Annotated in this window: 24 protein-coding genes; 11 read left to right on the forward strand and 13 right to left on the reverse strand. The window is 64.8% G+C overall.

Annotation, left to right across the window (positions count from 1 at the left end; all coding sequences use genetic code 11):
• Positions 1-32 precede the first annotated feature (32 nt).
• From SPHI_RS04095 to ftsH, 3 genes are all read left to right on the forward strand, one after another.
• Entirely contained in the window at positions 33-953 is a 921-nt protein-coding gene (locus SPHI_RS04095; protein WP_076743633.1) for a tetratricopeptide repeat protein, read from the forward strand.
• A 4-nt stretch (positions 954-957) separates the two neighbouring features.
• Positions 958-1,941: a tRNA lysidine(34) synthetase TilS gene (tilS, locus tag SPHI_RS04100; RefSeq protein ID WP_076743634.1), complete on the forward strand. Its 984-nt coding sequence runs from the start codon at positions 958-960 to the stop codon at positions 1,939-1,941.
• A gap of 75 nt (positions 1,942-2,016) precedes the next feature.
• The gene (gene ftsH / locus SPHI_RS04105; protein WP_076743635.1) at positions 2,017-3,981 is read left to right on the forward strand and encodes an ATP-dependent zinc metalloprotease FtsH; all 1,965 of its coding nucleotides are present in this window, start codon (positions 2,017-2,019) and stop codon (positions 3,979-3,981) included.
• A 102-nt stretch (positions 3,982-4,083) separates the two neighbouring features.
• On the opposite strand, the gene SPHI_RS04110 is transcribed toward ftsH, so the two are convergent.
• Genes SPHI_RS04110 through SPHI_RS04120 form a run of 3 tightly spaced genes read right to left on the reverse strand, consistent with a single transcriptional unit; the run spans position 4,084 to position 7,555 of the window.
• A complete protein-coding gene (locus SPHI_RS04110; RefSeq protein WP_076743636.1) occupies positions 4,084-5,325 on the reverse strand; it encodes a cytochrome P450 in 1,242 nt (413 codons plus the stop codon).
• A 53-nt stretch (positions 5,326-5,378) separates the two neighbouring features.
• A complete protein-coding gene (locus SPHI_RS04115; protein ID WP_076743637.1) occupies positions 5,379-6,629 on the reverse strand; it encodes an ABC transporter permease in 1,251 nt (416 codons plus the stop codon).
• A complete protein-coding gene (locus SPHI_RS04120; protein WP_096348724.1) occupies positions 6,626-7,555 on the reverse strand; it encodes an ABC transporter ATP-binding protein in 930 nt (309 codons plus the stop codon). Before SPHI_RS04120 ends, SPHI_RS04115 begins: the two co-directional genes overlap by 4 nt.
• 153 nt (positions 7,556-7,708) lie before the next feature.
• On the opposite strand from SPHI_RS04120, the gene SPHI_RS04125 reads away from it, so the two are divergent.
• Complete coding sequence (locus tag SPHI_RS04125) at positions 7,709-7,906, forward strand: hypothetical protein (protein WP_076743639.1); 198 nt, start codon at positions 7,709-7,711, stop codon at positions 7,904-7,906.
• 193 nt (positions 7,907-8,099) lie between these two features.
• Here SPHI_RS04125 and SPHI_RS04130 read toward each other — a convergent pair whose 3' ends face one another.
• Both SPHI_RS04130 and SPHI_RS04135 read right to left on the reverse strand, forming a co-directional pair.
• Positions 8,100-8,465 (reverse strand): hypothetical protein, encoded by a 366-nt coding sequence (locus SPHI_RS04130; RefSeq protein WP_076743640.1) that lies wholly within the window; start codon positions 8,463-8,465, stop codon positions 8,100-8,102.
• A complete protein-coding gene (locus tag SPHI_RS04135; RefSeq protein ID WP_332888901.1) occupies positions 8,462-9,196 on the reverse strand; it encodes an EI24 domain-containing protein in 735 nt (244 codons plus the stop codon). The genes SPHI_RS04130 and SPHI_RS04135 overlap by 4 nt, the downstream gene beginning before the upstream one ends.
• A 33-nt stretch (positions 9,197-9,229) precedes the next feature.
• Here SPHI_RS04135 and SPHI_RS04140 point away from each other — a divergent pair, with 33 nt between their 5' ends.
• A complete protein-coding gene (locus SPHI_RS04140) occupies positions 9,230-10,222 on the forward strand; it encodes an adenosine kinase (RefSeq protein ID WP_076743641.1) in 993 nt (330 codons plus the stop codon).
• A 148-nt stretch (positions 10,223-10,370) separates the two neighbouring features.
• Here SPHI_RS04140 and SPHI_RS04145 read toward each other — a convergent pair whose 3' ends face one another.
• From SPHI_RS04145 to SPHI_RS04155, 3 genes are all read right to left on the reverse strand, one after another.
• Positions 10,371-10,679 (reverse strand): hypothetical protein, encoded by a 309-nt coding sequence (locus SPHI_RS04145; protein ID WP_076743642.1) that lies wholly within the window; start codon positions 10,677-10,679, stop codon positions 10,371-10,373.
• Positions 10,676-12,016 (reverse strand): amidohydrolase, encoded by a 1,341-nt coding sequence (locus SPHI_RS04150; RefSeq protein WP_076743643.1) that lies wholly within the window; start codon positions 12,014-12,016, stop codon positions 10,676-10,678. The genes SPHI_RS04145 and SPHI_RS04150 overlap by 4 nt, the downstream gene beginning before the upstream one ends.
• 159 nt (positions 12,017-12,175) lie before the next feature.
• Positions 12,176-12,997 carry a ferredoxin--NADP reductase gene (locus tag SPHI_RS04155; RefSeq protein ID WP_076743644.1) on the reverse strand — a complete coding sequence of 274 codons (822 nt, stop codon included), beginning with the start codon at positions 12,995-12,997 and terminating at the stop codon, positions 12,176-12,178.
• Between the two features lie 285 nt (positions 12,998-13,282).
• Here SPHI_RS04155 and uvrB point away from each other — a divergent pair, with 285 nt between their 5' ends.
• The 3 genes from uvrB (at position 13,283) to SPHI_RS04170 (ending at position 16,139) form a co-directional block, all read left to right on the forward strand.
• Positions 13,283-15,472 (forward strand): excinuclease ABC subunit UvrB, encoded by a 2,190-nt coding sequence (gene uvrB, locus SPHI_RS04160; RefSeq protein ID WP_076743645.1) that lies wholly within the window; start codon positions 13,283-13,285, stop codon positions 15,470-15,472.
• 63 nt (positions 15,473-15,535) lie between these two features.
• Complete coding sequence (locus tag SPHI_RS04165; protein WP_233130672.1) at positions 15,536-15,844, forward strand: type II toxin-antitoxin system RelE/ParE family toxin; 309 nt, start codon at positions 15,536-15,538, stop codon at positions 15,842-15,844.
• Positions 15,816-16,139: a HigA family addiction module antitoxin gene (locus SPHI_RS04170; protein ID WP_076743646.1), complete on the forward strand. Its 324-nt coding sequence runs from the start codon at positions 15,816-15,818 to the stop codon at positions 16,137-16,139. The genes SPHI_RS04165 and SPHI_RS04170 overlap by 29 nt, the downstream gene beginning before the upstream one ends.
• Positions 16,140-16,148: 9 nt before the next feature.
• Here the strand turns inward: SPHI_RS04170 and SPHI_RS04175 are convergent, their stop codons facing one another.
• Positions 16,149-16,523, reverse strand: a complete 375-nt coding sequence (locus SPHI_RS04175; protein WP_076743647.1) for a PRC-barrel domain-containing protein — start codon at positions 16,521-16,523, stop codon at positions 16,149-16,151.
• A gap of 88 nt (positions 16,524-16,611) precedes the next feature.
• Here SPHI_RS04175 and SPHI_RS04180 point away from each other — a divergent pair, with 88 nt between their 5' ends.
• A complete protein-coding gene (locus SPHI_RS04180) occupies positions 16,612-17,148 on the forward strand; it encodes a hypothetical protein (protein WP_076743648.1) in 537 nt (178 codons plus the stop codon).
• 483 nt (positions 17,149-17,631) lie between these two features.
• Positions 17,632-18,276 (forward strand): peptidylprolyl isomerase, encoded by a 645-nt coding sequence (locus SPHI_RS04185; protein WP_076743649.1) that lies wholly within the window; start codon positions 17,632-17,634, stop codon positions 18,274-18,276.
• A gap of 296 nt (positions 18,277-18,572) precedes the next feature.
• Here the strand turns inward: SPHI_RS04185 and SPHI_RS04190 are convergent, their stop codons facing one another.
• Positions 18,573-18,776 carry a hypothetical protein gene (locus SPHI_RS04190; RefSeq protein WP_144036152.1) on the reverse strand — a complete coding sequence of 68 codons (204 nt, stop codon included), beginning with the start codon at positions 18,774-18,776 and terminating at the stop codon, positions 18,573-18,575.
• 295 nt (positions 18,777-19,071) lie between these two features.
• Between SPHI_RS04190 and SPHI_RS04195 the strand changes: the two genes are divergently transcribed.
• Positions 19,072-20,307 (forward strand): dipeptidase, encoded by a 1,236-nt coding sequence (locus tag SPHI_RS04195; RefSeq protein WP_076743929.1) that lies wholly within the window; start codon positions 19,072-19,074, stop codon positions 20,305-20,307.
• A gap of 15 nt (positions 20,308-20,322) precedes the next feature.
• On the opposite strand, the gene nhaA is transcribed toward SPHI_RS04195, so the two are convergent.
• The 3 genes from nhaA to SPHI_RS04210 form a co-directional block, all read right to left on the reverse strand.
• The gene (gene nhaA / locus SPHI_RS04200; RefSeq protein WP_076743651.1) at positions 20,323-21,546 is read right to left on the reverse strand and encodes a Na+/H+ antiporter NhaA; all 1,224 of its coding nucleotides are present in this window, start codon (positions 21,544-21,546) and stop codon (positions 20,323-20,325) included.
• A complete protein-coding gene (locus tag SPHI_RS04205) occupies positions 21,543-22,133 on the reverse strand; it encodes an SOS response-associated peptidase family protein (RefSeq protein ID WP_076743652.1) in 591 nt (196 codons plus the stop codon). Before SPHI_RS04205 ends, nhaA begins: the two co-directional genes overlap by 4 nt.
• 292 nt (positions 22,134-22,425) lie before the next feature.
• A complete protein-coding gene (locus tag SPHI_RS04210) occupies positions 22,426-23,997 on the reverse strand; it encodes a lysine--tRNA ligase (RefSeq protein ID WP_076743653.1) in 1,572 nt (523 codons plus the stop codon).
• Positions 23,998-24,008 lie beyond the last annotated feature (11 nt).

Here is a 24,008-nt window from a genome sequence, read left to right on the forward strand (position 1 = left end):
GTTGTTAACCCACACCGGGGGGTGTTTGATTGATGCGTAGGTTCCTCGTTGCACTGATGCTCGCCGGGGTGGCGACCCCCTCCGTCGCTCAATCGGGGCTTGAAGGCCGCGTGGGCCGGCTCGAGAGCGAAATGCGGGCCGTGCAGCGCAAGGTGTTTCCGGGCGGGGCAGGTGCGTACCTGGAGCCGCAGGTCCGTGCGCCGCAGGCTGCGCCTGAGGAGATCGGCGCACCATCGTCGAGCGCGGTGCTTGACCTAACGCAACGCGTATCGTCGCTGGAAGCCCAGATTGCGTCGATGACTGGTCAGATCGAGCAGACGCAATATCGCATGCGCCAGCTGGAGGACCAGTTCGCCGCATACAAGAAGGCGACGGATGCGCGGTTCGGTAGTGGCAGGACCGACGTCGAGGGCGGCGGCGAGGGCGGCCCGATCGTGCCACCTGCGTCGCGCCCGGCAAGGACCTCGCCGGCATCGGCAACACCGCGCCCTTCTGGCAGTCTGGAAGCGCAGGTGGCCGAGCGTACGCCCGCTGCGGGCGGGATCGAGAAGCCGTCAACGGGCCAGCCCGACGAGGACGAATATATCTACGGCTATCGGCTGTGGACGGCAAAGCGCTACGCCGAAGCGGCCGAGCAGTTGAAGAAGGTCGTGGCCACCTACCCCAAGTCGCGGCGGGCCAGCTTTGCGCAAAACCTGCTCGGGCGCTCTTATCTGGACGACGGCAAGCCGAGCCTCGCCTCCATCGCGTTCTATGACAATTACAAGAAGATGCCGGATGGCGAGCGCGCGCCCGACAGCCTGTATTTCCTTGGGCAGGCGCTGATCAAACTCAACAAGCCGGCGGACGCCTGCAAGGTCTATGGCGAGTTGATTGACGTATATGGCGACAAGATCGGTCAGGGCATGAAGGACGACGTGGCGCGCTCGCGAACCTCCGCCAAGTGCAAGTGAACGCGTGGCCGACGCTGCTGACGTTGCGCGTTTCCGACAGGATCTGATCGCGCTCACCTATGAAGCGCCAACCCGTGAACGACCGATCGGCGTGGCGATTTCCGGTGGGCCGGACAGCATGGCGCTGCTCTTGCTTTCCGCATTGGCCTTTCCCGACGCGACGGTAGCTGCCACCGTGGATCATGGCCTGCGCCCCGGATCGGCGGATGAGGCGCGCATGGTAGCGGCGGAAGCGGCGCGATTGAATGTGCCTCACGACGTGCTTGCCGTTGCCGAACCGATCTCAGGCTCCAGCCTTCAGGCGCGCGCGCGCGACGCTCGTTACGGCTTGCTGGCGGCCTGGGCGGACCGGCAGCGTGCGATGGCGGTCGCCACCGCTCATCACGCTGACGATCAGGCGGAGACGTTTCTGATGCGCGCCGCGCGTGGCTCCGGCATCTCGGGCCTGGCGGCGATCCGGCCGGGGAGCGTCATCGCTGGCGCCGCGGTGGTCCGCCCCCTGCTTGGGTGGCGCCGCGCGGCACTGCGCGCGACTGTCCGCCGCGCTGGCCTGCCCTTCGTCGATGATCCGGCGAACACTGACCTCCGGCATGATCGCACGCGTTTCCGCTCGCTCCTCGGTCACAATGAATGGCTCGATCCGCCGGCGCTCGGACGAACCGCAGCTGCGGTGGCCGAGGCGGAACGCAGTCTGGGTGAACTCGCGGCGTTGTTCTGGCGCGAGCGTGTGGTCATTGCGGAAGAAGTGGTGACGATCGATCCGCAGGGCTTGCCGCGTGATACGCTGCGCCGCCTGGCGCGGCGTGCAATCGCCAATGTGCGTGCGGCGGGAAGTATCGCCGCCCCGCCGTTCGACGATTCCGCAAATGTCGAACCGTTGCTCGATGCCTTGCGCGCAGGCCGCCGCGCAACCCATGGTGGCGTGGCGGCGGCCGTGCGACGCGGCATTTGGCACTTCCGCCCGGCACCGCCGCGCCGATCACTCTGATCGGCGGAATTCCGCCCCCCGTTCCATTGCCATTAACTTAGCGGAGCCTACATTGCGCTTGTTGAAAGGTAGCGCATGAACGACAACGACAAGCAGTCCGGCGATGGTGGAGGCAACGGCCCCAATCCGTGGATGAAAAGCCTGCTCATCTGGGTAGGTATTCTCCTGTCGCTGGCCATCGTCGTAACGATGTTCGATGGACGTACCAGCGCCGCGACCGGCAATTCGATCGCCTATTCGGCCTTCCTCGACAAGGTCGATGAAGGCACCGTCAAGGACGTCGTGATCTCGCGCGACCAGATTTCGGGCACGCTGTCGAGCGGCGAAAAGTTCCGCACCGATCCCGTTTCCGATCCGGCGCTGACCGATCGCCTGCGCAAGGCGGGCGTGGAGATTTCGGGCAAGCGCGATGAGGGGCCGTCGATCTGGCAATATATGCTGGTTCAGGCGCTGCCGTTCCTGCTGTTCCTCGGCATCGCCTTCTTCGTCGTCCGCCAGATGCAGAAGGGCGGCGGTGCGGGCGGGGCGATGGGCTTTGGGAAAAGCCGCGCCAAGATGCTGACGCAAAAGGAAGGAAAGGTAACTTTCGCCGACGTCGCCGGCATCGACGAGGCGCGCGAGGAGCTGGAGGAGATCGTCGAGTTCCTCAAGGATCCGTCGCGCTTTGCTCGCCTTGGCGGCAAGATCCCCAAGGGCGCGCTGCTGGTCGGCTCGCCCGGCACCGGCAAGACGCTGCTCGCCCGCGCGATCGCGGGTGAGGCAGGCGTGCCCTTCTTCACCATTTCGGGTTCGGACTTCGTCGAAATGTTCGTCGGCGTCGGTGCAAGCCGCGTGCGCGACATGTTCGAACAGGCCAAGAAAAGCGCGCCGTGCATCGTCTTCATTGACGAAATCGACGCCGTCGGCCGCCATCGCGGCGCTGGCCTCGGCAACGGCAATGACGAGCGTGAACAGACGCTCAACCAGCTGCTGGTCGAGATGGACGGCTTCGAGGCCAACGAAGGCATCATCATCATCGCGGCGACCAACCGCCCCGACGTGCTCGATCCCGCGCTGCTTCGTCCGGGCCGCTTCGACCGTCAGGTCGTTGTGCCGCGGCCCGACATCGAAGGTCGCGTGAAGATCCTCGAAGTGCACATGAAGAAGGTGCCGCTGGCACCCGACGTCGACAGCCGCACCATTGCGCGCGGCACGCCGGGCTTCTCGGGCGCGGATCTAGCCAACCTCGTCAACGAGGCAGCGCTGACGGCGGCGCGCAAGGGCAAGCGGCTGGTCGCCATGGCCGAGTTCGAGGAGGCCAAGGACAAGGTCATGATGGGCGCCGAGCGGCGCTCCATGGTGATGACCGAGGACGAGAAGCGCATGACCGCCTATCACGAGGCGGGTCACGCCATCGTCGCGCTGCACGAGCCGGCATCCGACCCGATCCACAAGGCGACGATCATCCCGCGTGGCCGCGCGCTGGGCATGGTGATGCGCCTGCCGGAACGCGACAGCTACAGCTATCACCGCGACAAGATGTACGCGAACCTCGCGGTGGCGATGGGCGGTCGGGTCGCCGAGGAGATCATCTTCGGCTACGACAAGGTGTCGTCGGGAGCTTCGGGCGACATCCAGTACGCCACTGGCCTGGCGCGTGACATGGTCACCAAATGGGGCATGTCCGACAAGGTCGGCCCGGTCGACTATGCGCAGCCGGAGGGCGAGAGCTTCCTTGGCTATTCGTCTTCGCAGCCGACGCACATGTCGAACGAGACGGCGCAACTGATCGATTTCGAGATCAAGTCGATCGTCGAGGGGGGTCTGGCGCGCGCCAAGACCGTGCTGACCGAGCATAGCGACCAGCTCCATCTGCTCGCAGAGGCGCTGCTCGAATATGAGACTCTGTCGGGCGACGAGATCAAGAAACTGATCGCTGGCGAAGGCATCGGACGGGTGGATCAGCCGAAGAAATCTTCGATGCCGACCGTGGGCACGTCGATTCCCAAGACGCGGCGGCCGCAGGGGCCGTTCAGCAACCCTTCTCCCGCAGGGGCCTGACGCCTTACTTCTGACGTTGCGCGCGACATGATCGGCCGCCCCGCAGGGCGGCCGATTTGCGTTTCAGTGATGCTCTCCCGTCTCGGCGGAGGGCAAGAGCGATCAGTATTTGCTGATTTCCACAGGCAGCTTGCGATAGCCGTGGACGAAGCACGCCGACACGCGCTCCGGCGCGCCAGCGACGTTCACCCGCATCCGGCGGATGGCCATCTCCTCCAGGAGGATGCCGATCTGTAGCTCGGCGAGACGCGCCCCGACGCAACGGTGGATGCCGTGACCGAAGGCGAGGTGGCGCCGGGCGTTGGACCGGTCGACGATCAGTTTGTCGGCGTCCTCGCCGAACACGCTCTCGTCGCGGTTGCCGGAAATGTACCAAAGCGCGAGCTTGTCGCCGGCCTTGATCTGCTGCCCCATCAACTCGGTGTCCTGGGTCGCGGTGCGGCGCATGTGGGCGAGCGGAGTTTGCCAGCGGATAAGTTCGCTCACCGCATTGGGGATCAGCGACGGATCAGCCTCCAGCTTGCCGCGCTGGTCCGGATATTTGTCGAGGCCATAGGCGAGGCCGGACATGGTGTTGCGCGTGGTGTCGTTGCCGCCGACGATCAGCAGGATCAGGTTCCCGATGAACTCATTGTCGTCCATCTCGCGCATCGCGTCAGAGTGAATCATCATGCTGATGAGATCGGGTTGGAGCGGCTTGTTGACGCGCTCGTTCCACAAGCGACGAAAATAGCTGCCGCATTCGTACATGTGCATCAGCCGCTGCTGGCGCAGTTCGTCATTCTTGATGATCTCGATATCGCCCGCCCAATCGGACCAGAAGGTGAGCTTTCGGCGGTCCTCCCAAGGGAAATCAAACAGGATGGCGAGCATCCCCGTCGTCAACTCGATCGAGACGGTGTCGACCCAGTCAAATTCCTGCCCCCAAGGCAGCCGATCGAGCACCTCGGCGGTCCGGTGGCGGATGTCGGCCGACATGCGCGTCATTTCGGATGGGGTGAAGGCAGGGGAAACGGTGCGGCGCTGCGCGGTGTGGACGGGGCGATCGCGCGCGATAAACATCGGCATGCGCACCGCATTGGGATCGTCCTCATCGAAATTGGCGATGGTGATGCCGCCAGCTTCCGAAGAATAGAGATCCGGCAGCGACTCGACCTCGACGATCGGCTTGTAGGTGGAGACCGACCAATAGGGGCCAAACTCTGATTCGGGGACGTAGTGAACCGGGGCTTCGGCGCGCAGGCGGGCGAAAGGCTCGCGCCAGGTGTCGTCGCGGTATAGCTCCGGCCGGCTGACGTCGAACGGGTCGGTCGCCCGAGTCGCTTCCCTGGCAAGCGTCGCCATCATCTCTCTCCCGGTTATTATTGGTGCAAGAGAAACCCCAATTGACAATTCTGTCAATAGCCGGTGCGATCACCCGCGCGGCGGAACAGCTTCTTCCATGCCCCTGCCGGACTGCCAGATTGCAGCACGCCGCGGCGGAACAGGCGCGCGCCAACCGTGATGAAGATCGTGACCCACAGCAACTGCCAGGCGAGCGCGGCGAGGTGCGGCCACAGGTCCGGCGCGTTCGCCGCATGGCCGGCCATGGCGAAGGGCGAGGAGAGCGGGAACAACTCGGCCGCGGTTGCAATCCAGCTTCCCGGCTTCGAGGCGGCGGCGGAAGAAAGGGCAAACATGCCGACCTGAAGAATGGTGATCGGCAGGGAGAGCATCTGGATTTCACGCATCGTCGATGCCTGCGCGCCAATGCCGAGGAAGACCGAGCCGAGCAGCAGATAGGCAGTGGTGAAATAGGCCGCAAACAGGAGCGCAAAGGTGCTAAACCCGACAGCAGGGGTGAGTTCAGCGATGTTCACGTCGGGCGGCAGCAGCGCGCCAATCTGGCTCACTACCGTGCCCCAGAAGCCGACAAACAGCACCGCAACGCCGAACATGCCGAGCAATTTGCCCAGGAACACGCTTTCGAGGGGCACCGCGGCGGCCAGCACCTCGATGACCTTGTTGTTGCGCTCCTCCGCCATGGTGCCGACCACCTGACCCGAGAGGAACAGTGTGAGGAAGAAGATGCCGAACACCGCGAAGAAGGCAGACGCATTGCGACCGCCGAGTGAGGGCGCTTCGCGAGCGTTGCGAGTAAAGGTGGGGCGGCTGAGCTGTGCAGCGCCGGTACGGTCGACGCGAAGCGCCTGTTCGGCGAGCACGGCAAGGTAACGCGCTGGACGATGGCTGCGGCCGAACAATATTCCAGGTGCCTCAAGCGGGCCGTGCAGCACCGCGACCACGTCGCCGTCACGCGTGTTGAGAGCCGCCTTTGCTTGAGCGGCGGTGTCGCGTTCCGGTGTGCGGATGTCTAGCGGGGGCGGGTTGGCTTCCTCGCTGAACAGCCGGCGCAACTGGCGATCGGCCGCGACCAGCGCCGCGGCATTGCGCGGCTCCGCGATGGCGACCAGCCGTTCCTTCTGGGCCGAGCCGGCTGATACCGATGCGGCGCCAAGGCCCCCGATCGCGCCGAACGATCCCATGATGACGGGTGCGAACAGGAACAGCAGAAAGATCGGGGTGAAGACGGTGGCCGTGAAATCGCGTCGGGCGATCGTCAGCGTCTGGCGCAGGCGGCGGCCGAATTGGCTTTGCGGCGCGCTCATTCGGACGGCTCCGCCGCAGCCTCGCCCACGATGCGGACAAAGGCCTCGTGCAGGCCAGGGCGCTCGATCGACAGGCCGGATATGCCGTAGCCTAGGTCGATCAGCCGCTTGAGCAATGCTTCAATCCCGCTGTGTGGCAGTTCGAAGCGCCAGCCATCGCCGTCCGGGCGCGCGTCGGCGGGGAGTTGCTCGCGCAACCCCTCGCGCGGGGAATTCGGCACGTAATGCACCTGCTGCGGCAAGGTGCCGCGTGCCTCGGCAACCGTGCCTTCGAAGCGCTGCTTGCCATGGGCAATGATCGCCAGCCGGTCGCACAAGCGCTGGGCGTGGGCCATGACATGGGTGGACAGGACGATGGTCGCGCCGCGATCACGCTCGGCGAGGATCAGCGACTCGAGCCGTTCCTGATTGACGGGGTCGAGGCCCGAGAAAGGTTCGTCGAGCACCAGCAGGTCGGGCTGATGGACGATCGAGCCGAGCAATTGCACAAGCTGCGCCATGCCCTTGGATAGCTTGCGGATCTTGTCGTCCGCGGCGTGCCCGAGGCCGGCAGTCTCCAGCAGCGTCGCGGCGCGGGCGCGGCCTTCGCGCCAGGGAAGGCCGCGGAGCGCACCCATGAAGGCAATCGCGTCGCGCGCCTTCATCGCAGGGTACAGTCCGCGCTCCTCGGGCAGATAGCCGACACGGTCGCTGGCGTCGCGTGGGTGGCGCATGCCGAGCAGGTGGCGCTCGCCTGTGTCGGGTTCGATGATGCCGAGCAGCATGCGCAAGGTAGTGGTCTTGCCGGCGCCGTTGGGGCCAAGCACGCCATAAACGCTCCCTTGCGGGACAATGAGATCGAATCCATCGACCACACGACGCCCACCGAACCGCTTCACCAATCCCTTAGCGACAATCACGGGATCTGCGGTGTGCGCCACGGCCATGGCCATGTTGCTAGCGGGTCGGCGTCGGCGAATCCACCCGTCGGGCGTGTTTCACTTCTCGCCGCAACGCAGCAAAACTTGATTACATTCCGCAGACGCGAAGAAACAATGGCGCTCCTATATCCTGTCGCTAACGATGAGGAGCAAGTTTAGATGGGCCGTGAGCGTAGAAAATCGGACGGTTCGGACGCTGAGCCTTTCTGGTCGTCGGTGTTCTTTTTAAGCTTTGGTATCGCATTGTTGCTGTTCCTTGTGGCTATCGAGCACCAGAACTGGTTCACGTTGAAGCCCGCTACTGGAACAGCGGAGGCGATGTCCTATGCCTCCGCGATCAACGGCACGAAAAGTTGACGTTGAATTTGACCGCGCTGTGAGGGCGTAGGTTCCTGTTTATCGCTGCGATTAGAGATGCCGCGCAACCAGCGTGCGGTTTTGCGGACCGGAGGCGAAGTGGAAGCGCATCGGCAAAGATTAGTCGTGCTCCAGCGGCAGTCAAGACAAGCTGAGCACTGGCCACTCTCGAGAAGGTAGCGGCGGGCTGGTATTATTTCCCGCCCTCGCGCCGTGTCAGCGCGGCCACGCAACTGGCCCGGTCGATCGCGCGGCCGTCGGGCTGGCGCGCATCGACATAGGTGACGCGCGGTTCGGCCGAACCCTTCGGGTACAGATAAGTATCCAGCACGCAGATGCGGCTCTGGAACTGGAGCTTGCGTGCGGTGCCTTCGCGCACGTCGGCGTCGGGTTGGCCGAACAAGCGGACGAGTTGGTTCGCATTCTGCCCGATCACGCGTTCCAGTCCGACGCCGCTGTACGTGATTGGCACCGGCCCGGCGCGTTCGGGCGCACTGCCGACGGCGGTCGCGCAGCCGGACATCAGGACGAGGAGGACGGGGGCGGCAACGCGGGTCATCGACGGCTCCGGTGATAGAAATGTGTGGCCATGGCCGCGCCGAGCACCGGCGCGAGAATGTTGGCGAACGGGATCAGAAACAGCGCGGTTGTCGCAAGGCCAAGCAGGAAACGCCGTGCCGACGTGGTGCGCCGCCAGTCGCGCATCGCTTGGGGCGTCAAGTGGCGCGCGGACACCATGTCGCCAAGATCGCGGCCGAGCAGCCAGGCGTTCACTGCCAGGAACAGCGCGGCAGTACCGATCCCTGTCGCCAGCAGCAGGAGGTAAAGCGGCGCGAGCAGCAGGTTGACCGCAACGAAGCGACCGGCCGAGCCCAGCCCCATGCGTAGCGAGCGGGCCAGCGGGACATCGCGCGCGCTGGCCAGTGCCTCTGGATAATGTTTGCGCTCCACCGCCGCGACAATCGTGTCGGCAAATAGTCCCACCACCGCAATTGCGACAGCGCGGAACAGCAGCCACAATGCCACCACGGTGATAACCAACGAGGCGGCGGAGGCGAGCGCGCCACCATGGGTCCAGCTGGCGAGCAGCGTATCGGCTCCCCACCACACGCCCGCGCCAAGCAGGATGAAAATCCCGAGCGTCAACGCGAGGCTTTTCGCGAGCACCGCCAGCACCGCACGATCGCCGATCTGGCCGAGGCTGAGGGCAAGGGCGGTGAACATTGCGGCGGAAATGCGCGCGGTCGCGCGGTTGCGCAAGACGGGTCCGGCATTTACGGCCGCGCGCAACGCTCACCCCATCCGGGATCGGAGATCCTTCGTTTGACCCAGCCTTCCTATGACGTCGTCGCGATCGGCAATGCCATCGTCGACATCCTCTCCCCCGCCACCGACGCCTTTATCGCGGACATTGGCATGACCAAGGGGGCGATGGCGCTGGTCTTCTCGCCGGAGGAAGCCGATGCGCTGTACGGCAAGATGGGGCCGGGGCAGGAAGTGTCTGGCGGATCGGCGGCGAACACGATCGCGGGCATGGCGGCGCTGGGCGGCAAGTGCGCCTTTATCGGTCAGGTGGCGGACGATCAGCTTGGCGCCGTGTTCGCGCACGACATTCGCGCGGCCGGCATCCGCTTCGACACCGAAGCACGCGCCGGCAGCCCGACGACGGGGCGCTGCCTGATCTTCGTGACGCCCGATGGGCAGCGCACGATGAACACCTTCCTTGGCGCATCGCACTATCTGCCGGCCGAGGCGCTCGACCGCGCGCTGATCGCGGACGCCAAATATCTGTATCTCGAGGGGTATCTTTGGGATCCGGAAGAACCGCGGGCGGCGATGCGCGCCGCCATCGACGTGGCGCGCGCAGCGGGCCGCAAGGTCGCCTTCACGCTTTCGGCCGAGTTCGTGATCGACCGCCACCGCGATGCCTTCCACCAGCTGATCGATGCTGGCGAGATCGACGTGCTGTTCGGCAACGAGGCGGAGATCGTGTCGCTGACGCAGGCGGCGGATACCGAGGCCGCGATCGCGGCAATCAAGGACAAGGTGCCGCTGGTAGTGGTCACTCTGAGCGAGCAGGGCGCCTGCGCGATTGCGGGCAATGAGCGGGTACAGGTGCCGGCGGCGCCGGTCGACAAGGTGGTTGACACGACAGGCGCGGGCGATCTGTTCGCGGCGGGCTTCCTCCACGGGCAGGCGCAGGGCTGGGGGCTTGAGCGCTCGCTGCGGCTCGGCGCGGTCTGCGCGGCGGAAGTGATCAGCCACTTCGGTGCGCGGCCCTTGGCGGACCTGAAGGCGCTGGCGGCGGAAGTCTAAGCGCTACGCCATGCCGGGCCGAGCCCGGCACGGCGAAGGTCGTTTGTGCGCCCAGCAATCCCGTTCGCCCTGAGCGTGTCGAAGGGCTGCCCTTCTCCCGAGAGGAAGGGCAGGGCTTCGACAAGCTCAGCCCTAACGGCGGCGAGGGTCAGCCCCCGCAATCCGCCTTCCACCGCGCGTTCATCTCGGCGTCGGTGTCGAGCTGCGAGGCGAGCGTCACTGCTCCATCCTTGACGATGAACCTTTCATAGCCGGTCCGGCCCATGCCGACGCTGGCGTTCACCTCGCCGCATACCGCCCCGTCATGCGCCGTAACGCCTTTGAACTGGGCGCTTTCCGGCAGCTTCAGTTGCTGCCGGACGGTTTCGGTGCCCTCACGCACGCGTGCGACCTCGCTTGCGTCCGGCTCCACGCCGCAGCCCGCGAGCAACAGCATGAAGGCAATCGCGCGCTTCACTGGCCTGCCCCGATCGCTGGGCCGGGCTTGAGCAATTCCAGCGCGGCGGCGGTCATCGCGGTTGCGCCGGTTACCACCACCGGCTCGGGTGTGATCCTGAACAAGGGCGAGTGGTGCGAGGGCACGGGTGGGCCACCGTTCCTGGCCGCGTCGATCTCCGCCTTGGGTGTGCCGCCAACGGCGAAGTAATAGCCCTTCACCCCGGCATCGGGCTGAACGAAATAGGCGAAATCCTCCGCGCCCATGCCGTTCTGCTCGAACGGCAGTACATTGGGCGCGCCGAGCGTCTGCGTCATGACCGCGTTCAGGCGGCGGGCGAGCTGGGCGTCGTTGATCGTCGTGGGCGTGCCTTCGATTACCGTCACCACCGGCATCTTGTCCTTGGGCATGCCGTTCATCACGCCCACGCCCTCGGCGATCCGCTTGATGCCCGCGACCAGCTGTGCGCGGGTTTTTTCGTCATTGGCGCGCACCGTCACCTGAAGCTTGGCCTCGTCGGTGATGATGTTGTGCTTCAGCCCGGAGTGGAACGAGCCGACCGTGATGACACCGGGGAGCAGTGGCTGGCGTTCGCGGCTGATCAGGCCTTGCAGCGCGATGACGATCTGCGAGGCCATGTACACCGGATCCTTGCCGGCATGCGGGCTTGCTCCATGCGCGCCGATCCCGGGCACGACGATGTCGATCGAATCGGAGGAGGAATATTGAATTCCCTCGCTGGCGGAGATCTTGCCGGTCTCCAGCCCGGCCGCGACGTGATAGGCGAGCGCATAATCTGGCTTGGGGAAGCGCGTGTACAGTCCGTCAGCGACCATCGCCTTGGCGCCAGCGACGCGCTCCTCCGCCGGCTGGCCGACGAACACCACCGTGCCGTTCCAGCGATCCTTCATTGCGGCGAGCCGACGCGCGGTGGCGATCAGGCCGACGACGTGTGTGTCATGGCCGCAGGCGTGCATCACCGGCGCCTCGACGCCATCGACGCCGACCTGACGCACCGTCGAGGCGTTCGACAGGCCCGATTTCTCCTGCACGGGGAGGCCGTCCATGTCGGCGCGGATCATCACGGTCGGGCCGGCGCCGTTCTTCAGCACGCCGACCACACCGGTCTGGCCGATCTTCTCGGTCACCTGCATGCCGGGTATCTTGCGCAGCTCGGCGGCGATCGCCGCGGCGGTCTTCGTCTCGCGGAACGACAGCTCGGGACTGCGGTGGAACTGATCCCACAGCTTGCCGAGGTCGCGATCGTAATCGGCCTTTATCTGCGCCTGGTAATCAGGCGCTGCCGCTACGGGCGTGGCAACGGCGGCGAGTAGAGCGGCGATGACGGTATTGCGCATGCGAATCCCCCTTTGTTGCGCGCAGCATAGCTGGCGGAGCCCAGGGGTGAAGAGTGATCCACATTCCACGTCGCCCCGGCTTGATCCGGGGATCTCGCTACCCTCGCACTCTGGAGTTGAAGCGGGACACCGGTTCAAGGCCGGGTGACAGTAGTGAACTCAATCGACGAAGGCGCGCTCGATCACGAACTGGCCGGGGTTGGCGTTGGAGCCTTCGGTCATGCCGAGTCCTTCCAGCATTTGCGCGGTCTCGCGGATCATCGCGGTGGAGCCGCACAGCATCACGCGGTCCGTCTCCGGATCGAACTGCGCGGGCCCGGTCACCGGCGGGGCGAAGAGGCGGCCGTCGGCGATCAAGTCGGTGATCCGCCCCTTGGTCTCGAACTCCTCGCGGGTCACGGTCGGAATATAATGGAATTGTTCCTGCGCCTGATCGCCGATCAGCGGATCGTCCGCTAGCCGCGCGCCTAGTTCCTCACGGAAGGCGAGATCGTTCACGCGACGCACTCCGTGGACGACGATGATCTGGTTGAAGCGCTCGTACACTTCGGGATCGCGGGCGAGGCTGAGGAAAGGTGCCAGCCCAGTGCCGGTCGAGAGCAGCCACAGCCGCTCGCCGCCAAGTAAAGCATCGCACACCAGGGTGCCGGTCGGCTTCTTGCCCATGTATAGCTGGTCGCCGGGCTGGATCGCCTGAAGGCGGCCGGTCAAGGGGCCGTCCTGCACCTTGATCGACAGAAATTCGAGCTCGTCCGAATAGGACGGGCTGGCAATCGAATAAGCGCGCATCACCGGCTTGGGATCATCATTCTCCCCCGGCAGGCCGATCATGATGAATTCGCCCGAGCGGAAGCGCAGCGACGACGGGCGATCGACTGCAAAGCTGAACAAATGCTCGTTCCAATGGCGCACCCATTTGACGTTGACCGTCAGGAAAGCCTTGTGGTCGGGGATCAACTTGGGTTCTTCAAGCACGGTCAACGATCTCGCTCCTCGATGACGCCCTGTGCGAGAGGCGGCGCCATCCATTCATCGGCAGTCTTCAACACCTGACCACCATTTCGGTTATCAACTACGTCGTCGTCCTGCGCTCCGGCCGCAAGCAAGAAAAGCTCGCACCCCGGAAAGCCGGCCACGCGCCGTACAGCTAGCGACACGTGCCAACAACGGCCAAGTAGGTGTAGCACGGCGCCAGCGCAACGCGCCGCCGATTGGCGCTCCCTCGTTGCTCTTCCGTTCCAGCTGGCGCGCCCCCATATTCACGCCATGGCGATCCAGATCCGTACCACGCTTGCCGAGCCCGAGACGGGCGACAATTTTGTCCCTCACCGTCCGCAGCGCCCCCAGAAGGTGGAGGGTGGCAGGCCGTTCAAGCTGGTGTCTGATTATCAGCCCGCGGGTGACCAGCCGACCGCGATCGCAGAGCTCGTCGCGGCCGCCAAGGCGGGCGAAAAGGACCAGGTGCTGCTGGGCGTCACTGGCTCGGGCAAAACCTTCACCATGGCCAAGGTGATCGAGGCGTTGCAGCGCCCCGCGCTGATTCTCGCCCCAAACAAGATCCTGGCCGCGCAGCTCTATGGCGAGTTCAAGTCGTTCTTTCCCGAAAATGCCGTCGAGTATTTTGTCAGTTACTATGACTATTATCAGCCCGAGGCCTACGTCCCCCGGTCCGACACGTACATCGAGAAGGAAAGCTCGGTGAACGAGGCGATCGACCGGATGCGCCATTCGGCCACCCGATCGCTGCTGGAGCGCGACGACGTGCTGATCGTCGCCTCGGTCTCGTGCCTGTACGGCATCGGATCGGTCGAAACCTACTCGGCGATGATCTTCGACCTGAAGAAGGGCCAGACCGCCGATCAGCGCGAGATCGTGCGCAAGCTCGTTGCGCTTCAGTACAAGCGCAACGATGCGGCGTTCGCGCGGGGTAATTTCCGTGTTAAAGGAGACAATCTGGAGATTTTTCCGTCACATCTGGAAGATGCGGCGTGGCGGATCAGCTTTTTCGGCGACGACATCGAGGAAATCGTCGAATTCGATCCGCTCACCGGCAAGAAGGCGGCGAGCATGAACTCGGTGCGGGTCTATGCCAATTCGCACTATGTCACGCCCGGTCCGACGATGAAGCAGGCGACCGAAGCGATCCGCCACGAGCTGACCGAGCGGCTCAAGGAGATGGAGGCGGAAGGCAAGCTGTTGGAGCACCAGCGGCTGGAGCAGCGCACCAATTTCGATCTGGAGATGATCGCCGCCACCGGCAGCTGCAATGGCATCGAGAATTACAGCCGATTCCTAACCGGCCGTCTGCCCGGCGAGCCGCCGCCCACCCTGTTCGAATATCTCCCCGAGAACGCCCTGCTGTTCGTCGACGAAAGCCACCAGACGGTGCCGCAGATCGGCGCGATGGCGCGCGGCGATCACCGGCGAAAGATCACGCTGGCGGAATACGGCTTTCGCCTGCCGAGCTGCATCGACAACCGCCCGCTTCGCTTTAACGAATGGGACGCGATGCGCCCGCAGACCGTCAGCGTCTCGGCGACACCGGGCGGCTGGGAGATGGAGCAGACCGGCGGCGTCTTTGCCGAACAGGTGATCCGCCCAACCGGCCTCATCGACCCGCCGGTCGAGATCAAGCCGGTCGAGGAGCAGGTGCAGGATTGCATCGTCGAATGCCGCAAGACCGCCGAGCTCGGCTACCGCACGCTCGTCACCACGCTGACCAAGCGGATGGCCGAGGATTTGACCGAATATATGCACGAGGCGGGCGTTCGCGTGCGCTACATGCACTCGGACGTCGAGACGCTGGAACGTATCGAGCTGATCCGCGATCTTCGGCTCGGGGTGTATGACGTGCTGATCGGCATCAACCTGTTGCGCGAAGGGCTCGACATTCCCGAATGCGGTCTGGTGTGCATCATGGACGCTGACAAGGAAGGTTTCCTGCGCTCGGAAACATCGCTGATCCAGACGATCGGCCGCGCCGCGCGTAACGTCGACGGGCGCGTGATCCTCTACGCCGATCGGATCACCGGCTCGATGGAGCGGGCGATGAACGAGACCGCGCGTCGTCGCGAGAAGCAAGAAGCGTACAATCGCGAGCACGGCATCACGCCGATGACGGTGCGCAAGAACATCGGCGACATCATCGCACACGTCGCCTCCAAGGATCAGGTCACCGTTCCGATCGACGAGGAGCGGCCGCACATGGTCGGCCACAATCTGCGCGCCTATATCGAGGAGCTGGAGAAGAAGATGCGCAAGGCCGCATCCGACCTCGAGTTCGAGGAAGCCGGCCGCCTGCGCGACGAAATCCGCAACCTGGAACAGGAAGAGCTTGGCCTACCGGTGCACGAGCAAAAGGCGCCGCTGATGGGGCGCAGCAATGAAGGCAAGCCGGGGACGCGCAAGACGCGCTACGGCAAGCAGCAGCAGATGCGGATGGCGAAGCGGCGGTAGGGCCGAAGAAGAGCTCAATTCGGATCTAAACTCTTGCTGATCCAGTGCCGGTGCGTGTCTTAGGTGCTGTTATCCCGGGGGCGCAGCCATGATCCTGTCTTTCGCCGATCCCGAAACGAGTGCATCTTCCGATTTCGGCGCAGTCGCAAGCTGCCGCCGGACATTCAACAGACAGCGCGTCGCAAGCTCGGCTTCCTGCATGATGCCGAGCGGCTGGACGACATGCGCGTGCCGCCCGGCAATCGGCTGGAACAGTTGAAGGGCTTCGACCCTCCACGATATAGTGTTCGGATCAACGATCAGTGGCGGATCACGTTTGACTGGTCGGGTGGACGCGCGGAGCATGTCCGGATCGAAGACTATCACCGCTGACGACGACGGGCTGCTGGATAACATCCATCCGGGCGACATCCTGCGCGAGGATTTTCTGATCGGCAGCGAGGTTCCGGTGCAGGAGGTGGCGTTGGGCGCGCAGATCGACCCTGCGGTGCTGGAGGCCGTGCTCACCTGCAGCCGCGATGTGGACGCATCGCTGGGTGCCCGTCTGACACGCTACTTCGGTATGTCCGACGGATTTTTCCTGCGGCTGCAGAACAGCTACGACATGGAGGACGTGGTCCGTAACGAGGCGGACGCCCTCGCTAAAATCGTCCGCCGTGCGGCCTGAATCCGCCGCTCACCCCAGCGACAGATCCTCGCCGCTCACCCCGTAATAGCCAGCGACGCGATCGGCATAAGCCTGATCGAAATGCGGCGCGTTGTTCGCCCAGCTTGGCCCGCCTTCGAGCATGCGGCGATCGATCGTGACCACATAGAGGTCGCGCACCGGATCAAACTGGAGGAGCGAGAAGGGCAAGGGGTAATAGCTCTTGCCCATGCCCAGGAAACCGCCGAGGCTGAGCACCGCATGCGTCACCCGGCCGCTCACCTTATGGGTCAGGAAGGAATGCACCGTGCCGACCTTGTCACCGTCGCGGCTCTCGATTCGGATGGTGTCGGCAAGCGTCGCCTCGATCAGCGCGAGGGTGGCGGGGGTGTCGGTGGTGCTCATCTTGGTCTCCCTGCCACGCTGAACCGCTCTTGCCGCACGCCGGTTCCCGGTTGAGCGCGGCACACCGGGCAGGCTAGGATGCGCGTCGATGCGCCATTCTCTTGCTCTCGCCAGCCTGCTCGCCGTTGCCGTGTCTGCCTGTGTCCCGCCGCCGGTCGAGCGCGCACCGTCGGCTCGCCCGGCGCCCGCACCGGCTCCGCCCCCGCCTTCCGCGCCGAAGCCGGCGCCGCTCGCCGGGGACTGGCGCGATTGGCCGCTGACGCCGGGGACGTGGACTTATGAGCGCGATGCGCGCGGCACCCGCTCAATGTTCGGCACGGGCGGCAGCGACGCGCACCTGGTGCTGCGCTGCGACTTGCCCGAGCGCCGGCTCTTCCTCTCGCGCGCGGGCCAGGGCACGAGCCCGCTTACCGTTCGAACGACAAGCGCCACCCGCGCGGTGCCGGTGCGGCCCACCGGGGGCACCCCGGCCTATGTCGCGGCGGAGCCCGGCGCGCGTGATCCGCTGCTGGACGCGATGGCGTTCAGCCGCGGGCGCTTCGTGATCGAGCAGGCGGGCGCGCCGACTTTGGTGGTGCCGACCTATGCCGAGATCGGCCGTGTGATCGAGGATTGCCGCGGCTGATTGGCGATCGGCAAGGCGCGAAAGGATCATCCAAAGTCGCACGTAAAACAAGACTTGTTTCGTGCTGCGGGACGACTCAAATAGGTGGCGTGGCCATCATGGCCACGCTCGTTATCAACCAGCGAAAGGAGGTGATCCGATGTCTCATGGTTCAGCAATGGGGTCGGTTCAGTTCGTTCGGGGGACGCGCTTCTAACACCGTTGCGGCTCGGCGGAGGGTATCATCCCTCAGACAACGTCGGATCGCTTAGGTAGCAGAGGCCCGCATGGTCTCCCGGGCTGGAGCTCTCCGGCCGCTGACCATGTTTAGGGGTTGTCGGGCGATCCTGCCGGGTCGTTCGGCAACCTCTTCTCATATCTGGTAGCAATGGCCCGCTGTGGCGCTTGCAGGCTATCTTCACGAGCGCTGGTACTTGTGGACACCCCCGCAGGGTGGGGGGAAGAAGTGGCGCTAGCCGCCGGGTGCCGCTACTCTCCACGGCGATGCGCCTCATTCTCCTGCTGCTCGCCCTTCTTTCCGTTACGCCGGCCACCGCCCAGCGGGCCGACCGCGCAACGCCGGGCTATGTGCGCGTGCGGCTCGAAACCGCGCTCGGCAATATCGTCCTGGCGCTCGATGCGAAGCGGGCGCCGGCGACCACCGCTAATTTCATGAAATATGTCGACGATGGCCGCTTCGACGGGGTGAGCTTCTACCGGGTCGCCCGGAACAAGAAGGCGCCGCAGTTCGGCTTCATCCAATCGGGTATTCGCACGGATGCCCGCCGTTTCCTTGACATGATCCCGCATGAATCGACCAAGAAGACCGGGATCAAGCATCTCGATATGACGATCTCCATGGCGCGGCGCGGCCCGCCCGGCTCGGCGAACGGCAATTGGTTCATCTCGGTCGGTGCGATGCCGTGGATGGATTGGAAGCCGGACAATCCGGGCTATGCAGCGTTCGGTCGTGTGGTCGCCGGCCAGGCGGTGGTGAAGCGCATTCTGGCCCAGCGCACCGGTGGCGCGATGAACGGGACGTTGCTGCTCAAGCCGATCTACGTGAAGCGTGCGGTGCGGATCGACGGGAAGCCCAAGCCGACTGGCCGGCCGCGCCCTTGGGTGCTGGAAGGCCGCAAGGACGGCTGAGCCCGCCACGGCGACGGACGTTCACGGCTGAACCTGCCACCTCGTCATCGCCGGCCGTGTCCAGAACGTGCGGTACCACCACTGGCGAGGACAACAGACGGTGTGGTTGGCCGTACGCGGCTGAGTTCGCAATCGGGCCGATGGGACAGTGGAGGCGGCGATCGGCCGAGCGCGACATTTTTTCAGCATCAAGGCTGGATGATGTGCCGGTGCACGACAATGCATCGGCTGGGCAGTTCACCAAATTCGAGAAGCGCCTGCCGCCTTGACCGTGGGCACGCGAATTGGCGGCACCGTTACGCCATCGACGAAGACGGTTGGGCGCGGCTGGTCATGCTGTCAGCCAATGCGGTTTCGCCATCGTTATAGACTTTGTCGAGATAATATCCCGCCAGTGTGTAGTGCGCCTTCACGGCCTCTGGCACTTCGGCACGCTGCGCCATTTCGAGCTCGGACTCGGCGCGCTGATAGTAATATTCCTTGTCGTCCACCGAACTCACTCCATCTCCTGGCTTATTACATGAAGCAAAACCGGGAGTCGCGATGTAAACTGGATCAATCCTACGAGATTATCGGCTTGATCGAAACCGGACCATAACGTCACATCAAAGCGTCACACCCCCTCTCGAACCTTTCAAACACGCAAGCGCCAGCGCGGAGCGCAGAGGCTCGTTTCACGCTTGCGCCGTTGGCGAGTTTGCAAGACGATCGTGTCGCTGGCCTGTGGCACAGCCCAACCATAACTCGCGAATGCCGCCGATGGTTCCGGTGCTGCATCGTTCGTCCGGAGGTGCCATGTCGCTGCTCGCCGTTCTTCTCCTTGCCCAAGCTGCGCCTGCGCCTGCGACTGAAGTACCAGCGCGGATCACCCGCTTGCTGGAGCACAGCCCCGTGGTGGACGGTCACAATGACTTGGCCTGGGAGATCCGCGAGCGGCATGATGCCAGGGTGGAGGCGGTCGACCTATCCGCGAATACGGCCGCGCTGCCCTATCCCATGCAGACCGATATTCCGCGGCTGAAGCGTGGCGGCTTGGGCGGACAATTCTGGTCGGTGTGGATCCCCGCGACCGTCACCGGGCCGCGTGCGGTGGAAATGACGCTGGAGGAGATCGACATCGTCCGCCGCTTCGTGGCGGCGAACCCCTCCGCCTTTGCGATGGCGCGCACGGCAGCCGATGTGCGCCGCGTTCAGCGCGAGGGCAGGATCGCCTCGCTGATCGGGATCGAGGGCGGGCACCAGATCGACGGCCGCTTGTCGGTGCTGCGACAGATGAAGGCGCTGGGGGTCGGCTATATGACGCTGACGCACGGCAAGAGCCTGGATTGGGCGGATTCCTCCACCGATGCCCCCCGCGCGAACGGGCTGACCCAGTTCGGGCGAGACGTGGTTGCCGAGATGAACCGCATCGGCATGATCGTCGACGTCAGCCATGTGTCGGACGCGACCATGGCGGCGGTGCTGGATGTGTCCAAGGCGCCGGTGATCGCCTCACATTCCGGCGCACGCGCCGTTGCCGATGTGCCGCGCAACATTCCGGACGATCTGCTGCGGCGGATCGGTGCGGCGGGCGGCGTGGTGATGGCCAATGTCTATCCGGCGTTCGTTTCCGCCGAATGGCGCGCCTGGGATCAACAGCGGACGGCCTTTGCCAAGTCCCAGGGGCTGGCGACCGATGCTTATGGGCCGAAATCTCCCGCGCCGCTGCTCGCTTGGGACGCCGCCCATCCGATGCCACGGGTTACGTCCGCGAATGTCGCCGATCATATCGACCATATCGCGCGTGTGGCGGGCAAAGGCGCCGTGGGGATCGGCGGCGATTATGACGGGATCGGCGGCACCGCGCCCGAAGATATGACAGGTGTGGACGGCTATCCGCGGCTGTTCGCCGAATTGGCGCGGCGGGGGTGGAGCGATGCGGAGCTCGCCGCGCTTGCCCAAGGCAATGTGCTGCGCGTTATGGAGCGGGTGGAGGCGGTGGCGGCAAGCCAGAAGAGCATGCCGCCGGTGGATGCCACCGAACCCGACTGAGTGCCCGGAGCTGCTTCAAAGCGGCGTCGCCCGCATCCGTCGTATTGCGGTCGGCGGCGCCGCCAGGGCCAGAACCGCCGCGCCGCACAGCGCCGACAGGATCGAGCCGACCAGCACGCCAATCTTGACCTCCTCGATCAGCAGCGCGCTGCCGGGGAAGGCCAAGGTGCCGATGAACAGGCTCATGGTGAAGCCGATCCCAGCGAGCAGCGCCATGCCGTAGATCTGCATCCAGCTGACGTTATGCGGCCGCTGCGCGATGCGCAGCCGGTCCGCACCCCAGATCGCACCGAGGATGCCGAGCTGCTTGCCGAGGAAAAGCCCGGCCGCGATCGCCAGCACCAGCGGCTCGCCGAACACTGCCCAGCTGAAGCCGCCCAGCGCCACGCCGGCATTGGCGAAGGCGAATACGGGGACGATGACAAAGGCCGACCAGGGATGGAGCGCATGTTCCAGCCGGTGCAGCGGCGAGTTTGCGGCATCCGGCGCGCCAGGGGTGGGGATGATCGGCACGAAGGCGGCGGTGATTACGCCCGCAACGGTGGCATGGACGCCTGACCGCAGCACGAAGAACCACAAGGCCGCGCCAACCAGGAGATAGGGCGCCAGCGCCATCACCTTGCGCCGGTTCATCACATACAGCACCACGGCAGCCAGCCCGGCGCCCGCAAGCGAGATGACGCTGATCTGATCGGTATAGGCAAGCGCGATGATCGCCACCGCACCCATGTCATCGACGATCGCCACCGTGGTCAGCAGCAGCTTGAGTGACGACGGGACGCGCGAGCCGAGCATCGCCATCACGCCGATCGCAAAGGCGATGTCGGTCGCCGCGGGCACAGCCCAACCGGCTTGCAGCCCGGGCGCGTCACCGACGAGCAACAGGTAAATCAGCGCGGGTACCGCCATGCCGGCAACGGCGGCGATGAACGGCAGGCGGCGATCGTCGGCGCGCGCGAGCCGCCCGTCGACGAACTCGCGTTTGATCTCCAGCCCGACGAGCAGGAAAAACAGCGCCATCAGCGCGTCGTTGATCCACAGATGCACGGTCATCGGCCCCAGCGCGGGGGCGAGCACCGGGCCAATCTCAGCGTGCAGGGCATGTTCGTACAGCGCCGCCGTCGCCGGCAGATTGGCGACCAGCAAGGCCAGCAGCGCCGCGCCGATCAGCACGAATCCGCCCGCCGCCTCCCCCGTCAGAAAGGCGCGCATGGCGGAGAGGGGCTTGCGGTTAGTCATCGCGCGGGCTCCACTATCAGGGAACCGGCAGCGAGCGGCTGGCACAGGTCCGCGGATGGTACCGCCGGGTCAAGCCATGCCCCCCATCGCTCACGCCCCAGCACGACGACTTGCCGGGAATGATAAGGCGCGACGTCGGGACCGGGCTCGCATGTCAGCATCGTGAAGGCCTCTCCCACCTTCGGATCCTGGCGCCACAAGCCGGCGATGCAGAACCAGTCATGGTCCCGCAGGCGGAACGCCCATTTGTCCTTGCGCTTGGCCTTGGAGTCCGCGGGCGCGGTGAACTCGTAGAACGCATTGACCGGGATCAGGCACCGTCCCTTGCGCAGGTCGCGCTCGTCGGAGCGATAATTATACACCGGCTTGCCGCCCGCGCCCGGCCAACTCCAGCGGCGGGTGACGCACTCCGCCTCGCTTGCCGCGCCGTCCACCCCGCGGATGATGATCGTCGGATCGGTGATCCTGAACCCTTCGAGCGGCGCCATGTTGGGCACGCCTTCGGGGAACACGAGCGGGATGCGTGTCTCGCCCCAATCGTTGCGGAGTTCGCCGATGGCGATGCGGCGGGCGGCCTCGTTGCACATGCTTTTACGGTTAGGGCGTTGGGAGCGGCCGGGCCAACTTAGTTCACGCGAAGATGCGAAAAATATCGAGAAGAGGGTGGTTCTCACAGAGAGCGCTGAGGTCGCAGAGGTGCTGTGGTCTATGCGCCGTCTCGCGTCAGCCACGGCGAGTGAGCGTTAAGCCGCTGAGCGGCTCAGTGCCATAAGGTCTCGCTAACGCGAGACAGCCGACGCAGGCGAGCCATCTCTGCGTCCTTTGCGCTCTCTGTGAGAACCACTTCCCTCTTCGCGTCTTCGCGCCTTCGCGTGAAAATCAGCCCGCTAGCGCCTCCGCGATCAGCCGCCGCGTGTTCGCCACGCCGTAAAGCTTGATGAAGCTGCCCATCCGCGGTCCCTGGCTAGAACCCAGCAGCGTTTCGTAGAGCGCCTTGAACCAGTCGCGCAGCTCGGCGAAGCCGCCCGTCTTGCCGATCTCATACACGGCGTTCTGGATATCCTCGGCCGACGCATCCTCGCCCAGCGCCGCCAGATCCGTGTCGAGCCGCTGCAACGCTTCCACCTCAACCCCCTCGGGCGCACGACGCTTCAGCGTCGGCGCGATAAAGTCGCGGTGGTAGGCGAGGGCATAGCCGATCATCCGGTCGAGTTCGGGGTGCGCCGCCGCGGAGGCATCGGGCAGATAGTTGCCGAGATAGCCCCACACCTGCTCGTTGGTCGCGCCTTCACCCATCACGCCGACGAGGTTGAGCAGCAGCCCGAAGGTGACCGGCAGACCCTCTGCCGGCACATCGCCCGTGTGCACGTGATGCACCGGATTGCCGAGCCGTTCCTTCCATTCCTGGGCCGCGTAATTGGCGCGGAACTGCCAGTAATCATCGATCGCGCGCGGGATCAGGCCAAGGTGGAGCGCCTTGGCCTTCTTGGGCTCGCGATAGATGTAGAAAGCGAGGCTCTCGTCGGGGCCGTAGGTCAGCCATTGTTCGATCGACAGGCCATTGCCCTTGGACTTGGAAATCTTCTCGCCCTTGGCGTCAAGATACAATTCGTAGATCAGCCCCTCCGGCCGGCGACCGCCGAGGATCTGCGCGATCTTGCCCCCGAGCACGCCCGAATCGATCAGGTCCTTGCCATACATCTCATAGTCAACGCCCAGCGCCGCCCAGCGCATGCCCCAATCGGGCTTCCACTGCAGCTTGGCCTTGCCGCCGAAGACCGACTGCTCGACTGTTTCGCCCTCATCGTCAAAGCGGATGATCCCCGCTTCGGCATCGACCACCTCGACCGGTACCTGAAGGACAATGCCCGACTTTTCACTGATCGGCAGGACCGGCGAATAGGTCGCCTGCCGCTCGGCACGAAGCGTCGGCAGCATCACCGCCATGATCTTCCCGTAGTTGCGCAGCACGTTGCGCAACTGCTCGTCGAAGCGACCGGACGTGTAATAGTCCGTGGAGGATGCGAATTCGTAATCGAAGCCGAAGCGATCGAGGAAGTCACGCAGCATGGCATTGTTGTGCGCAGCGAAGCTGTCGAACTTGCCGAAAGGATCGGGGATTCGCGACAGCGGCTTGCCAAGGTGCTGGGCGAGCATCTCCTTATTCGGCACATTATCGGGCACCTTGCGCAGCCCGTCCATGTCGTCGCTGAACGCGACAAGGCGGGTCGGCAGCCCGGTCATCTCTTCATAGGCGCGGCGGACCATGGTGGTACGCAGCACTTCCTGAAAGGTGCCGATGTGCGGCAGGCCCGATGGGCCGTAGCCGGTTTCGAACAGCATCGGCGCCCCGTCCGGCTTGCCGTCGGGCCAGCGTTTGAGGAGCTTGCGAGCCTCCTCATACGGCCAGGCCTTGGACTCGAGAGCGGCGGAGCGAAGATCGTCTGTCATGATACCGTGCG

Origin of the sequence: Sphingomonas jeddahensis (assembly GCF_001981525.1) — a bacterium.
Taxonomy (GTDB): domain Bacteria; phylum Pseudomonadota; class Alphaproteobacteria; order Sphingomonadales; family Sphingomonadaceae; genus Sphingomonas; species Sphingomonas jeddahensis.